This window comes from Vibrio sp. 5S239, assembly GCF_041439575.1.
Taxonomy (GTDB): domain Bacteria; phylum Pseudomonadota; class Gammaproteobacteria; order Enterobacterales; family Vibrionaceae; genus Vibrio; species Vibrio kanaloae.
The window spans coordinates 1-15,007 of the sequence record NZ_JBGOOM010000039.1; the positions used below are offsets into that span (position 1 = coordinate 1).

14 protein-coding genes are annotated in these 15,007 nt (G+C 38.1%); 2 read left to right on the forward strand and 12 right to left on the reverse strand.

All coding sequences use genetic code 11. The features are described from left to right. Positions 1 to 165: 165 nt before the first annotated feature. From ACED48_RS19975 to ACED48_RS20005, 7 genes are all read right to left on the reverse strand, one after another. The gene (locus ACED48_RS19975; protein ID WP_017057189.1) at positions 166 to 999 is read right to left on the reverse strand and encodes a hypothetical protein; all 834 of its coding nucleotides are present in this window, start codon (positions 997 to 999) and stop codon (positions 166 to 168) included. 153 nt (positions 1,000 to 1,152) lie between these two features. Continuing rightward, entirely contained in the window at positions 1,153 to 1,704 is a 552-nt protein-coding gene (locus ACED48_RS19980; RefSeq protein WP_017057188.1) for a hypothetical protein, read from the reverse strand. Positions 1,705 to 2,035: 331 nt separating this feature from the next. After that, positions 2,036 to 2,671, reverse strand: coding sequence for a hypothetical protein (locus ACED48_RS19985; protein WP_139151187.1), 636 nt, complete (start codon positions 2,669 to 2,671; stop codon positions 2,036 to 2,038). 211 nt (positions 2,672 to 2,882) lie between these two features. Next, positions 2,883 to 3,428 (reverse strand): hypothetical protein, encoded by a 546-nt coding sequence (locus ACED48_RS19990; protein ID WP_241811122.1) that lies wholly within the window; start codon positions 3,426 to 3,428, stop codon positions 2,883 to 2,885. A 144-nt stretch (positions 3,429 to 3,572) separates the two neighbouring features. Next, complete coding sequence (locus ACED48_RS19995; RefSeq protein WP_017057185.1) at positions 3,573 to 4,331, reverse strand: hypothetical protein; 759 nt, start codon at positions 4,329 to 4,331, stop codon at positions 3,573 to 3,575. Positions 4,332 to 4,498: 167 nt separating this feature from the next. Further along, the gene (locus tag ACED48_RS20000) at positions 4,499 to 5,164 is read right to left on the reverse strand and encodes a hypothetical protein (protein ID WP_017057184.1); all 666 of its coding nucleotides are present in this window, start codon (positions 5,162 to 5,164) and stop codon (positions 4,499 to 4,501) included. 170 nt (positions 5,165 to 5,334) lie between these two features. Beyond that, positions 5,335 to 6,183 carry a DUF2971 domain-containing protein gene (locus tag ACED48_RS20005; protein WP_017057183.1) on the reverse strand — a complete coding sequence of 283 codons (849 nt, stop codon included), beginning with the start codon at positions 6,181 to 6,183 and terminating at the stop codon, positions 5,335 to 5,337. Positions 6,184 to 6,650: 467 nt separating this feature from the next. Between ACED48_RS20005 and ACED48_RS20010 the strand changes: the two genes are divergently transcribed. Then, a complete protein-coding gene (locus ACED48_RS20010) occupies positions 6,651 to 7,250 on the forward strand; it encodes a hypothetical protein (protein ID WP_017057182.1) in 600 nt (199 codons plus the stop codon). A gap of 16 nt (positions 7,251 to 7,266) precedes the next feature. After that, positions 7,267 to 8,766: a hypothetical protein gene (locus ACED48_RS20015; RefSeq protein ID WP_198928341.1), complete on the forward strand. Its 1,500-nt coding sequence runs from the start codon at positions 7,267 to 7,269 to the stop codon at positions 8,764 to 8,766. A gap of 318 nt (positions 8,767 to 9,084) precedes the next feature. Here ACED48_RS20015 and ACED48_RS20020 read toward each other — a convergent pair whose 3' ends face one another. The 5 genes from ACED48_RS20020 to ACED48_RS20040 form a co-directional block, all read right to left on the reverse strand. Next, positions 9,085 to 11,361, reverse strand: coding sequence for a hypothetical protein (locus ACED48_RS20020; protein ID WP_017057180.1), 2,277 nt, complete (start codon positions 11,359 to 11,361; stop codon positions 9,085 to 9,087). Beyond that, positions 11,358 to 12,503: a hypothetical protein gene (locus ACED48_RS20025; protein WP_017057179.1), complete on the reverse strand. Its 1,146-nt coding sequence runs from the start codon at positions 12,501 to 12,503 to the stop codon at positions 11,358 to 11,360. The genes ACED48_RS20020 and ACED48_RS20025 overlap by 4 nt, the downstream gene beginning before the upstream one ends. Before the next feature lie 282 nt (positions 12,504 to 12,785). Next, positions 12,786 to 14,027: a VapE domain-containing protein gene (locus tag ACED48_RS20030; protein ID WP_371692215.1), complete on the reverse strand. Its 1,242-nt coding sequence runs from the start codon at positions 14,025 to 14,027 to the stop codon at positions 12,786 to 12,788. Further along, the gene (locus tag ACED48_RS20035; RefSeq protein WP_017057177.1) at positions 14,020 to 14,262 is read right to left on the reverse strand and encodes an AlpA family transcriptional regulator; all 243 of its coding nucleotides are present in this window, start codon (positions 14,260 to 14,262) and stop codon (positions 14,020 to 14,022) included. The genes ACED48_RS20030 and ACED48_RS20035 overlap by 8 nt, the downstream gene beginning before the upstream one ends. A gap of 88 nt (positions 14,263 to 14,350) precedes the next feature. Continuing rightward, a partial coding sequence (locus ACED48_RS20040; RefSeq protein WP_371726461.1) for a hypothetical protein occupies positions 14,351 to 15,007 on the reverse strand: 657 nt, incomplete at its 5' end.

Here is a 15,007-nt window from a genome sequence, read left to right on the forward strand (position 1 = left end):
AGAACAAAGCTTTTAGACCATAAACGCTTTTCTGCCCTTTGCAAACTAACGCCGCGTTAAGGGGTGAGCAACGCAGACCACCCAACCTAAGCCATTGTGCCGTAATCACTAAAGCTGAATCAAACCCCAAATGCCGAGCGTTGGGAATCCCTCTTGAACGCTTTGTTATGTGAATTTGTACCCATATGCTTTAATCGCTATATCTTGGATTTTACTTTCACCGATATTTCGCTTTAATTCTGAGTACACTTGCTTGGCTTGGTTATAAAATACTTGATGCTCCAGATCATCGTCACTGCACTCAATAGCTTTAGCAAAACACTTAGTTGCAGAAAACAATTTTGAGATACAAATGATCATTAGCATATGTTTTAACGCTAAACTTTCTAAACGAGTATCTGGTAAAGGAATAACCGCAAACTCTCCATTTTTATTTAGAGCCGAGCTTGTTTCGTCAGCAACCTGTTGTAATGTTGGGTGCTTCATTTTGCACAATAACTTGTAATTGTGATAGCAAAGCTTCCAAGCCAAGTTGAATTTTTCATCAGTCGCTGGAAAGTTATCCGGTATTGTCCCATATAGATCTTTATGTGCAGCCATTTTACTAAGTTTTTGCGCACCCCAGGGAACATCGGCATTTTTGTTATTTAAAACTTCACTTGCCAAGTCTTGACGGTCTACTAAACAATTTACAACCAACGCATTCTCGTAAAGTGAAGCCGCCACACAAGCAGCCTGATAAGGGTAACCCCAATTAAGTAGTAACCATGCCCCTCTAAAGTCACTCATGGTACGTTTGAGAAAAGCTGCCGCTAGTTTGATTGATTTCGCTTTAGAGTTACGACCGTGTAGAAACGGAGCTTTAATTGCCAAATTCATACAGTTTTCAGCCAAGGAGTCCCAAGGCTTAAGGTCTTCATAACTGCGCTCTATAGCATCGACTTCTAAACGAGCAAGATAATTCCAGTAATGGTCTTGCCAATTGTCTTCAGAAATCATGTTAACTCACTTGTATAAGATGCTGAAAAATTCACATAACGCCTTGTTAAGGTGTGAGGCACGCAATACCGAAGCTTCCGCATACCACCTTAACCACTAAACCTGACGCATGGCAAAAATGCCACGCGTGCTGAATCACTCTTGAACAATTTGTTAGGTGTTACAGAGTGCTCTGACCTTTGATTTACTTTGCAATATTTCCGTACATTCCTTGTTTGTACAGCTAATTGTATTATCCAATTCACTTTCCGAGTACCTTTTAGTCAGATGCTTAATCATCAACTCGGATGTTTCGGTGTATGCACATAAAGCCTCAAATTGCTCATAGGCCGTTGAAAGTTTTTGAGTAATTGCATCTTCGTTATGTTTAATTTTCTCTACATGCCTTTCCATTTCAACGACTTTTCTATTTGCATCGATAAGCTGTTGCTTGGTCGCATTTTCCAAATTTCTTAAGTAATGATTATTCTCATTTAAGGTTGATAGCTTTAGTTGTTCTGCCTTGTACTTTTCAGGAAAGTAATGTTTCTGAAAGTCATTTAATTGTGGAACATTAGTATGCCAAAACCCGTCAAAAGACCATATTAAGATAAACAAGAACAGTGCCCTGATAACGATATCGCCTATTCTCTCAACTAGCCCTTTACCATCACGCTTAGTACTATTTTCTTTCTCAACTGTTTGATTATTATCTAAACTACTCACTAATACATTCCTTGTATGTGTTATTTGAAAATTCTGATTGTAACGTAACACCTAACGCCGCATTAAGTGGTGAACAACGCGACCACCCAAGCCTAAACCTTGCCACATTTAGCACTGAAGCCGACTTAGACTGAAATCGCCAAGCGTTGAGAATCCGTCTTAAATGCTTTGTTATGTTTTAACACAAACGACTGATTCATTTGGCAAAGATAAGCGGACTAAATTTGTGGGTTATAATGTGGAGCGAAGCTAAACGTAACCCACTGTTTTAGTTCCGTTTAATTGCCTTTCATGTGTTTCATTAGGAAACATTACTAATCTTACTTATTGTTTAATTAACCCAGATACAAAGGAATTCATTTCCGCAACTAAAATAAGTATGTATTTTTGTGAACGAAGAAACTCCGATTAAGAATAGAATACTTACAACTCCATACATAATCGAGTCACCCATCGAGTTTTGATTATTACTTCTTACCCAAGAAAATACTGGAGAAATCGACACTAGTAAAAGAGACCAAATAACATACACCAAATTAACATTACTCCAAGAAAAAAGAATAAAAACAGACATACACAACAAGTAAGCCAGTAACAACTCGCAAGTTTTAGTTAACATATTATCAATGTAAAAAATATATTTATTCTGTTTATTTAATGTGGATGTAATAAATAATAATGATTGACCAAAAACAAGTACAAAAGTCGAAACTAAAAGCGATGACATTCCAATATTTTCACTAAGTATGGCACTATAAGAGAATTCTTGGACAGCATCTGGACTCAGTAATAGTTCTGCTATGAGAGTACCAAAATACATTAAAATAACTAAAGAAATTGCAGATAAAAGAGGAGTAAATATTGCTTTCTTCCACTTAAAAGAAGAGCTCTGGTCTGGGCTTGCTAATTTCAAATCGATTATATTCTTACAGTTTGTACATTTGATAGCTTTGTTAACATTTTCCATTCTAAAACTCATAAAGTTAATCCATTTAAAATTATTAAATACACTTCCGCCTTAACGATAAACCATGTTAAGACTTATGTTCAGCAAAAACACATAACGCCTTGTTAAGGTGTGAGGCACGCAATACCAAAGCCTCCGCATACCACCTTAACCACTAAAAACAACGCATAGTAAAAATGCCACGCGTGCCGAATCACTCTTGAACAACTTGTTAAATTTCAGATAGATGGCTTGTACCATTGCCCATACGGCCGTTATTTAGAGTTACGTACCCACTACCGTCATTGAAAGCATAAAACGTTGAGTATTTTTTTAAAATGCTTTCGAGCGAATCTAGTTCCACAGGATCGCTTGGTTCAAGCACCCATAATGAGGCGGTAACGTAGGCAGGATTAGTTCTATTGATGGTGCAGCAGTACGTATAATCTGCCAAGTGCTCAAGCAACGGCCTTAAACCACCAATGCGTAAAGGACGATTTGCAAGCTGAGCTTCTAAAGCTATAACCATTGCCATCTTTGAATAGTCTAAATCATCGGGATCAAGCTCATCTGAATTACTATAACTAACCTCATATTGTCCCTCGGGAAAGTGAGAGGGAGCTTGCTCCATTACTTGAGATAGTACTTTAGGCGTGGGAAATTGAAACTCTATACTTTGAACTGAATTTACAAGAGCAATCGAGGCAAGTACAACGCCTGTAGTTTTCTTAGCCCACCGTTTAAGTTGCTCTTTAGTTTTGAACATTTTTGTTTTCAAATTTTACCTCAAAGTTTCAATGAAATTTAACGCCCAATTAAGGTGTGAAGCACGCTATCACGGTACTTAATTTGAACACCCTAAACACTGAACCTCACCCGAGCCAAAAATGCCAAGCGTGCTGAATCACTCTTAAATTGATTGTTAGCTGTTTTCTTTTGCCACAAGGTCTTTAAACCTTTGTAAGATATCTTCGACCATACCGACGTATTTGTGCATTGTTTCTACTAACTCTTCATCTCGTTCTATTACATCTTCGTCCAAGCACAGTTTTAATGATGGATTGAATGATTGCCCAACCCTGATATTTCCAGCTGGAGGTAAACTCATCAATACCATTCCATCTCGAATTGGACCACAATGTAAATTTTGAATTGTTAGCATTGGTCCAGAAGCGCCATTCATTTGAAAATTTTTTATCCCTGCGTAGTGTGCGACTGGAACGAGTGATTTATGCTTGTCTGTAATATCAAGATCATGTAGCGAGCGAAGTAACTTATTACCACCTGTATAAGGTTTTAAATCTCTAACGATATCGACAACCCCCTGACCTGCTTTGTCAATACGTCTCTTCTTAATCATTTGCTCGAGACCATCAGCGTCATTTCCAAAAGGAAAGTACACATTTTTTGCATCCTGACCAGCATGTTCTACTAACTCGGTAGCGAGAAGGTCTAAAGAAGCTCTTAAATTATGGATTACATCCCCGATTATTGCTGCAAAGATCATTGGGATATCATGCTTTACTCGAAGCGTCCAAAGGTGATTACTACCACCATCTTCACTCTCAACAACCACTTTAAATGGCTTTGATTTTATATAATCCACTAGCTGATTTTCTAGTTCTCGAATATGACTTTTTGCTCTGACTATTTTTAATTCCGTACCTACAAACGTTGTCATTTTAATACTCCATCATGGCTATTATTATCGGCTTCATTTGAAAACTGCTAACGCCGCATTAAGGTGTGAGCAACGCTACCACGAAACCTAACCATACCACCGTAGTCGCTGAACCCAACGATGGAATGAAAAATGCCAAGCGTTGGGAATCATTCTTAAATGCTTTGTTAGGCGATGTTTCCTTTATTCTTTAATTGGCCTTGTTTATTTCTTTCTTTAAGATGTTCAACAAAGCTGTCTATTGCTGGATAAGTTGCTTTTCCAGCCATTTCCTCTCTCAGTTTTTCTAGGATGTAAGTACCCTCATTGAAACAAACTAAGTATTTAAATTGATGTTCAATGATGTCCTTATCTGCAATACCATTCATCCATGTTAAAAGGGCGACTTCTAGATCGTTGAGGTGAGATATTAGTAAATGAAGTAGGTATGATATTTGTCGTTTATCCAGCGTAATTTCGTCATTAGTGATAACTAATTTACCCATTTCATTTGGCATGCTGCTTAATGCGTAAGTCAATAGGTTATGGTGTTTTTTATCGACTTTGATCGACTCCAGCTTAACCAGTTTTTTACATTCGTCACTAGTAAGTTCTTGAACAAACTTTCTTGCGGAGGGAGTAATCATGTCTAATGAAGCATTCCAATCCTTTATGACGTTGATTGCGGTCTCTCTCCTACTTCTCTCGTGATCAGATTTCAGCTGCTCTGCTGCTATCTTAGCTTGATTAGCAGTAATCCTCGCCTGCAAAGCTACAAAAACAACGCCTAATGCAGTTATGATTGAAGCAAATGATGTAACTAAGTCTTTATTTTGCGTTAACCACTCAAACACGTTCCTCTCCTAAAATTAATTTGTTTATTGTATAAATCGAAATCGCCTAACGCCCAATTAAGGTGTGAAGCGCGCTACCACAACACTCAAAATGGACGCCATAAACACTAAACTTGACCCAAACCAAAAATGCCAAGCGTGCTGAATCACTCTTAAATTGTTTGTTATGTTTACCAGTCACTTAGCTTTGACAGGAAACCACTGCTATCCAGTAAAGTAGATTTTATAACCTTATCTTCGATCCCGTACTTACGGCACATAGCAAACACACTTGAAGTGAAAGGCTCTTTGGCAAAAGGAGATATATAGATAGCTTCTATCAACTCATTTAAATCAACAGGAACACTATCGGCACTTGGGAGATAATTCTCAATATTGGTAGTAGGTACTTGGTTAACAATGAAACATCTAAGCTCGTTTTCGTGACTAAATGATGAACGCTTAATTAGAGGGCTAATATGACCATCAACAACGCAGCATTTTGGTGTTAGGTTTGTATCTGAAAAGTCGAGATACTTTACCTTACTAATTTGGACTTTCTTGCCAAAGACTTGGTCTTTTAAAGCACTACGTAGACGTTCAACTGATGTCTTGACCGCTATACCCTTGCCATCATCTGAATACAATTTCCACATCGCTTCTGATTCAACACGATTGCTATGCCAACAGTTTACAGTTATTCCTTTTGAAATTTTATGAAAAGCTAGTTCCATGATGGAACCAAGCTTGTCAATTCCATCCCTCATTTCATCAAGTTTAGGATTGTTGTGAGTGTCATCTATTTGTTTTAGCGACTCATAAGCCAGTTTAAGCTCACTAACTTGAGAACCAAATACTTGAGCAAAGGCTGTAGCGGCAACATCTGGCATATAACCCTCAAATGGATCACTTTCATTATAGCTTTCCAACGCAGTGAAATATAATTGTTTGGTTTCTAACAAATTAATCAATTTATCAAGTGACATGTAGCGCCAAAGAGACTCATCTACCGATGCACTTTCTCCCACTATTACTTCCATAATTCTCCAAACCTCATTGTAAACATAACGCCCTGTTAAGGTGAAACTAAAATAATAAAAAAACATTTATTTTCATCAAGTTAGAATAAATTATAAAACAGAAATTTAAATACATGTAGCAAATATGTAGCTTTCAAATTTTGCATACTTGCGCTAAAAAATCTTTCTAACTCATATTTGGACAAAAATGCGTTTAGGAAAATAGAACATTAGCAAAACATGAATAACTAAAAGTATGGAAAGTCATTTAACTTTGTATCCACTGTTGATGGAACAGGCCATTATGGCAATAAACCTGATTAAAACTGCTCGATAAGTACTTGCAATTCTTGTTCTTGGTTCATGCTCGATTACGATTTTTCCTGCCTATCACCACTCCTTATGCTGTCATTAAAATTCTTTATTATTCAGTGAGTTAATTTGTCCGTATTCTTTGGTATCTATTTGAAATACTAGGGGAAACAAAAATGAAAAATGGGCTAGTCTGCACATTAGCAGTGATGTTAATTGTGGGGTGCAAAGAATCGAATGAGCCAAACGCTGCTGTAGTGGAACAACCGAGTGTCACATCACACATAGAGAAAACACCTGAGCTAGTCGCGGAATTAAAGGCACAAGAAACAATTGATGATCAACTTAGGCTTCTATATGAGCGTTTTGAACCCATGCTTGACCGCAGCGACTCTCTTACTGGTACGGATGCAAACAATGATGGTATCCGCGATGACATTGAGGCGTTTATCGATGCGTTAGAAGTGACCGAGCCAGTCCGAAAAGCCTTAAAACAAGAGGCTCGGCAGGCACAAGAAAGTCTTTATCACGACTGGAATGCAAAGACCGATGCGAACATCAGAAAAGCACTCGACATTTCATACAAATACGACAAAGTACTCGCTTGTAAAGAGTTTGTTGGTATTCCTGTAAGAGATATAACCAATACAGGAAGAACCGTTGATGCGCTCACTTACAATACCAAAGCCCGCACTATGACTTATTTGGCTTACAATCACCTATTAAATGGTTCCGTAAGTACGCTCCTTGCTGCGGAGGCACAATATTGTGAATAAGCCAACAATATCACTCATGATTGCTGCTTTGCTGCCATTTAATGCAATCGCCAACTCATGCAAAATTGAAGGTTACACCATCGGTTTTTTTAACGGTGTTGCAACAACTGAAAAACAAGCCAAAGAAGGGATAAAAGAAATAAAATCCACTATAGATATCAACCAATACAACGGTGAGTCTGTCGAATACCAGCTTTTCTACAACGATTCTTATATTGAAGGAAGTGGCCTTAACGTACTGGCTGATTTTGCTGAAACCTTTGACCAAAGAACTTCCGAGTTAGAGCAGAAACAATTCGACCGGTGGGAGGCCTTTTGGGACATCGTAAGCGGTAGGCAAAACAGCGCTATCATCCAAAAAATCAGCGCCACTTTTGCTTGGTTTGCTGGGTTTGTTCTCGACTTCACAAACCAAACCATCAATGCAACTATCACGACATATTTAAAAGAACTAGCCTCACTTGTTGATGCCCCCGAAACTAGCCAGACTAGAATGCAGCATCATCTTTTAAATGACTCTCTTACGTGGAAAGGAAAAAAGCTCATTTACATCGCTCATTCACAAGGGAACTTATGGGTAAACGAATCATACAAGCATGTTACATCTCAATACGGTTACAGTGCCGATAACATTCGCGTCGTTCACATCGCTCCCGCTTCTCCAACCCTTAGCCCAGACAGTGATTATATTTTATCGACCTCAGATCTTGTGATTAATGGGCTGAACTTTACAGGGATAGGCAGCGTTCCGCCTCCCAACACCACGATAGCACCGAGCAAATTAGACTTTGCGGGACACGGACTCATTCCAATTTACCTCTCTCACCCTAAATCCATTGAGAAAATCAAAGCGTCGGTAGATAAAGCTTTCACGTCTCTTACTAAACCCGAGATGGAAGATTTTTTGTTTAAAATTGAGTTCAATTATAGTGCGAGCTATGACGCACTTCATGATAACCCTGTTTATGAAATTGTTGACGCAAATAAAACTGACGATTTTGGTTCTTACCTAAAGTCTCCTTCTTTTTATCTCAGTCCAGAGGGTGATTCTTGGTTCAAAAGGAACGTGGATTCTTATATACAAGATGAAGATAGATTGCCATTTAGAGTTGAGAACAATGCTGTGGTTTTGTTTGATACTTGTAAAAGCCCGAACGAGGCAATGAATGACATTCCATCGATTCCCTCGCAAGACACTTATATGTTCGTACAATGGCGAAATTTAAAACGCTTTGAGCGAGGTACATTTAAAGATATTTGGAGGTCAAGAAAGATGACCGATAGATATGGATTGGTAGATGAAACCCCAATAGCATTTCGAGATATGGACGACGACTATTTCATTTGTGCTGGGGATGGAGATGCGATTGAACTAGAAGCAACACAACACTTTTATAATGAGGAGCAACGTCAATATTTAGCCTCTCAGTATTTGTCAGGACGTTATGATGTGTCGGCACGATATGAGACACCTTACCTTCCTTTCCAACCTACCAATCTTTGCCAAGGTCATTGATCATTATCTTCATCCACAGAATCAATGTATTAGTAACGAATTCTCATCAACTAATCGCTAAATGACAAATATTATGTAGTCATGATTCAGATAACTATTAATAAGTAAAAACAGTATTAGCAAGATGCTGATGAGTATCAACTCTAAATGATAATGGGGCAATTTCGTGTTACATGTCCCGTCAGCACACCTTTGGACATTAATGAGTTACGAGTCGGCAAAAATGACTAATTTCGGATTCAAAAAGTGTGGGAATGCTTTAAGCATTTGTCCAAGTTTATTGACAACAATAAAATAACTTGCTAAATCCAAATTCTCTTAAAATTTCACTATAGGAATACTTTGCTCTGGTTCGTTAGCTTGAGAAAGTAGTGATTGGTTCACATACTCTACTAACATCCAAGTCATAGGGTGGTTATTTTTATCAACCTGATGACTATCAAATCCTGTTAAATGATCTTTTTTAACTTGCAATTTCTTAGTACATAGCGCAAGCAATATTTCTGGTAGACCTTTTGACTCTTCAGCTTCAGGTAACATAAGCATTCTCTCAATCAAAGAACCAATAATCCTACTTTTGTCATCAGCGGCACTATAATCAAGCTCTCTTGGTTTTGCAGTCCTTAAAATACTTGCTTGGATAATTCCTTCATTGAACCTATCAAATAGTAAAGGATCAAGTTGCCGAATTATGTACCCCGAGCCTAATGGAACTGTTCCATTATGTTTTGCAACAGTTCGTAACCGCTGCAAGACAGAAGAAATAGTGAAATATACTGTGGCCTGATGTTCACAGTCGTTATCATTATCACCTTTATTCCAAAAAGCAAATGTCGGCCCCAATACCAGTGGTTGATTTTTAGGTGACTTAAGAAATAGTTCTACTCCTAACCCTTGCTTATCAATAGATGAAGCACTTCTCAATAGTTTGTCTCTCTCATGAAGCTCACTAAATAATTCCCCATCAGTTGAATGTTTGGCTTTAAGCAGTTTCAAAAGCTCAAGTTCTTTTTCCCAGCTATTTTCTTTATGCTCATTTATGGGCAAAATCATCTTTTCAATAACATGGAATTGGTGATGCCCACATGGACCTTCAGAAAACTTCAAGTCCATTTGAAGTTTTTTAAACTCGGTTTCACTATTATATTTTGCGAACCCTACAATATAAGTAATAGGTAACTCATTATATTTACGTAGCGCCCTGCTAATGTTTAAAAGAGATTTTCCTGACTCTAAAGAGCCTGCTACAACGACTATTCCTTTACTCGGATTCACGTCACTGGGGATTTCACCATCGTAGATTCTTACGTCTAAGTTTAACTCTGATACATTGCTTTTAATAAGCTCTGCTAGCTCTTTTGCACCTTCATCATTACAATGAATTAGGGAATCAGTGTTTAAGGGAAAGAAACGGCGGATATTATTTTTGACTTTTTCCTTAAATTCTTCTTGCTCAATTACCTTACTAACGTCGATAAAATACTCTGGTGTAGGTATTTTGGTACCATCTACACCATCATATAAGCACCTAAAAGCATCAAGGTCTTTATATTGATGAATAAGTTCCCGTAAATTTTTGTCAGAGTCCACAGCTAATGGAAGATAGCATTCGGTACGTGGTGCTTCGAATACGAATCGACTTTTATCAAGCGCAATCGGAATTGAATGCTCCTTTAAACACATCGGACATTCATTTTCATCGTATGATTCAAAGTACTGAAAATAAGATTTACAGAACTTTCTCTTATATTTCTCGAACTCCACTAGGACTTTTTGTTCACTGTCATTAACTTGAGTCATGATTATCGAAATCAGCGAAGCTTGCTCTAACGACGGGTTTTTCTTTAACCTTTCAAATAAATTGTTACTGGTAGAAGCAGAGATTAGAACCAGAGTCTTTTCATCTGAGCTAAATTCATATTCCTCTAAGCCACCGTAACTTCCAAAAGAATCTATGGATATAAGGTCAGTACTACTTTCAAAAGCTCTAATTAGATTACTAAGCGCATAAGCCAGTGGAAAAATACCAGAGGTATCTACGTAAATTTTATTGACGGTGGCAGGTAATAATTTTAATAAGCTAATTGCAATAAAGGTAATTTCAGCTGATGACTCAAGTAAGTTTTTTACATCAATGAATTTATTTGCATGTTTTCCAGACGGCTTGATGAAGTGAATATTTGAGTGTGCTTCAATTATCAGATTACGCCTAGTGATAATATTATAAATTCCAAACTCGAACAAACGAAAAACGTCAATATCAGATAATGGCAATTTATCGTTATTAAAAAAAGATATATCAAAGTTACCATTGCGATTTATAAAACATGTGTGGAAATTTAATTCTTGGAAACTATTAATTCTATCTTTTAGCTTTGATTGTGCTTTTTCATTTAATAACTGACTAGAAATATCTTTTTTATTAAATTCAGGTGCAATAAAAACAATATCACGTGTAAAAATTGATAATCTAAATTGAGTTACCACTTCATCGCAAAATTCTTCGAAGTTGAATGTGCCTCCTGAATAAAAACAAACCATAACGTTTGGTTTTTTTGAGATAAGATCAGCTTTGTAAAAATAAAAGTTTTTCATCGTAAAGGCACCAAAATACTACAAGCCAAACCTTCAACGGAAGCAAGTTTGTTAAAATTGTTTTCTGATTTGTTTTTTTCGTCAAATAATGAAAGAGGTTCTGACTCAGTTTCTCTCAAAGGCTGCAAATTAAAATCGCGGTATACACCTATTCGACCAGTCCTAAATGAAATAAAACCATGTCTTTGTGCTAATACATTCTTCACATTATTTAAACCACGGCCAACGCCACGATAATCAGATTTTGATGTAATACCTTTAACAAATGACTTCTTAACTACATCCACTTCGTCTTGAACACTAACATTTGCGTTATCCGTTGATTCAAGGGTTTTAAAAATACCTTCTCCACTATCGAATACTGATATCTCTAACATATGTACAGTTCTATCATTCACTCTAATGCCTTCCAAGTAATCTGTTATTGCAGTGCTCTCTCCACCAATATTTTCTGAAAGTTGTTCTTTGGTAATAAGCTTGTAATCAATTACCAGACCTCTAACTGATTTGCTCACCTTACCTGTATTAATTTCTAGCTTTCCATGTTGCTCAGTATTTTCAATAAGTTCGTAAATTGCGTGCCCTAGGTCACTGAGCTGATCTTCGGTCATGTCAGATTTTGCTGGACTTAGCTCAACAATGCGCTCAAGCATTTTTGTATAAAACTCACCTTGCTTTAAAGAGTTACCCCCTTCAGGTGAATAAAAACAACTTGGATATGCATACTTTTTTATAGAGTGATCCACTGCAAATAGTTGAACCCTTTGAGCCGTTCTATATATCGATTCGTTTAACCGCGTTTGTAAATCAACATTAATTCTAGATTTTAGTTCTACTAGTGTTTTTTGATCATCTAAAACAATATCTTTCTCATACACTTCATCAGACATTAACGTCGAAGTTAAAGAATGCGGTGAACTTAACAGATCAACAACACTATTTTCTTTTGATGATTCAAATTGAAAGAACTTAACTTTTTTATTTGGGTTAGGTTTAAGTGCAGTAATAAATAACTGGCAAATTCGAGGTAATAAACCTAAGCGCAACGATTTAAATTGTTGTGGTAGGTTTATTACATCATCGCCAATTTTTTCATAAAGTTTCTCTATTTCATCATTAGTTATTATTGATGGTACTTTCATCAAAAAACTCCACTTAATCCTTTTCTACAATAAGTTTAGCTAAACCTACTGTTTTAGTAACTGTTAGAAGATACTGTCAACTTATTATAATTAAACAATAAATGCTAGTTTATTAACCACTATTTCAAGTTTGGATAAAGCATTTTCGTGTTAGCAATGGCAATCATTACTTTAAAAGTACAGCTATTCGCAGAACTCCAAGTTGATGAATGTTCCAAAAGCTACCCCACTTACCCCACCTAATCATGGTTCAAGTGGGGTAAGTGGGGTAGAAATCGCAACTTACAGAAATGCAGTGTGGGGAATGACGGTTGGGAAACAGTATTGATTTGAACCATTAAGCATTTTCTTATCTAGCTTTTCTTCTTTGTGTAGTTGGTTTAAGGCTTTGCCAACCACGTTACCTTTAGATGCATCAACTTTGAATAAGTCACAGATTTGCTTAGTCGTGAGCCATTCCCTAGCCTTGCCATGACAAGTTTCTAATTGGTCATTAAGCATGTTGTACCAAGTGCCTTTATCCACGTACTTAGCCGATTCTTTTGATACCAATGCTTGAGCGTCAGGTGAAAGCATCCAAGGGTGTTTTTGTACTAAGAATAGATGTTTCACTTCTAACCAGAATTGGCGCAGTTTCTCTGGCTTTGCCAGTGTCAGCTCACCCGTCACTTGATAATTCCACCCTAGCAACTCATTAAGCTTGTCCATGTTGGTTTCAGCTATTAACTCAATGACCGCGTAACGTGAATTGCCTGTTTCATCTTTTAAGAAATCTGTGCCGTTTACCGTCGCTATCAGGTTGGTTTGTCGTGACTTCTTGATATCACTTCTCGCATAAGGAGGACGAACGGTATCTTGAGCGCGAGTGACGAACGCTTTGAGTGCGCCTTGGCAGTTTTTAGTAGAACGCTCTAGCTCCCCTAGTTCAACTATCCAAGAACGAATCACCGATAAGACGCTGTCTTTGTTATCAGGGTTTAGCTCTGCCCCCTCTAGGAAGGCACTTGGCATCACGTTAGCAATACGCTCAACGAAAGCTGTCTTCTTAAACGACTGTTCGCCTTGCAGCACAGGAACGAGCTTTGATTTGAAATTAGGTACAAGCAAACATGCTACACAGCCCACTAACCAGTGTAGCAATACGATTCTAGCCAGCTGTGGATTCTTAGCCCCTAAACAGTCTAACACCGCGTCCACTCTTGGTTGTCCGTCCCACTCACCGGATAACCAACCCTTAATAGGATGATAGCTATTTTCGAGAGCGACAGCGTTAAAATGGTCATCAATGGCGGGTTTAGGTAATGAATGGATAGACGCCACTGAAATCAGTTCACTTCTCACCGTATCGGGTGAGCCCATGCACTCCTTACCTTTGAAAATATCAGGCTCTAGGGTCATCTTATTGAGTTTGGCTTCATAGCCTGAACTCTTGAGTAACGCCTTTAAGTTATCAGCCGTATTCAGCACAATGGTTTTACCGGATTCGGTGTATTTCACATGAGGAAACTCTGGCTCTTTAAGCATGGAAGCACTCCTCCTGTGATAAGTGGTCTCGCTTAGTGTGATTGTCTAGCCAGCGGTCTAAATCTTCTTTGAGGTAACGAACCGCGCGACCAATCTTAATAAAGGGTGGTGCGTCTGTTCTGTTTTTGCGTTGCCCTTCCATACGTGCTTGACGTAAAAATGAACGGCTCATGCCGATGTAAGTCGAGGTTTCTTGCTCTGTGTAAGCGCGTTTGTTTTTCTCTTGGTTTTCCATACTTTAAGTACCTTCATTGTTCGTGGAGGTACTATGAAAACCTTAGAATCATTCACGGGAAGAAAAACGGGAGGATTGGCGGGAGCATTTATTCTCGTATACCCTTCCTTACCTCTGACAGCATATTTTGGAAGCGTTTAAAGGACATACCATCCGCAGTATCTTTACTAGTGTATAGACGTTCGTTATCGATGCCGTCAATAATCACATCCACATCAAACCGGTATCGTTCTTCTCTCACATCTTCACGGATCAGGTTCCAAACCTCTCTTGCTTTGGCTTGAGGATAAAGAGTGAGTATTCGATGCTGAATCATTTTAACGGGGTTGGTTTCTATTTGTGGCTTCAAGCCCTGCCCTGATTGGCTTGGCGAAGGATTGGTTACTGGCTTAATGTGGTTAGGTAGCCGGCTATCGTGACGGCTTAACTCTTGCCATGTTCGGTTAAAGCTCTGGCTTAAATTATTTGTGCAAAGCCTGATATCACTGGCTTGTAAGCCTATAGGTATGGACGATAATTGCTTGGTACTTTCACTGATGATTTCAGTGAATGCCGACAATAGCCCAACGAGGCTTGATACCTGTCCTTGACTGGTTTTGCCTTTGGCAATCTGCATCATGCTTTCTTGCTCTGGGTACAACGCTACCAGTTTTGGCACGATGAAAGCTATATTCTTGGAGCTTAAACGCTGTTCGTGGATGCCATTAAACTGACCTTTAACCGCACTCGGGAAAGCCTGTTTAAT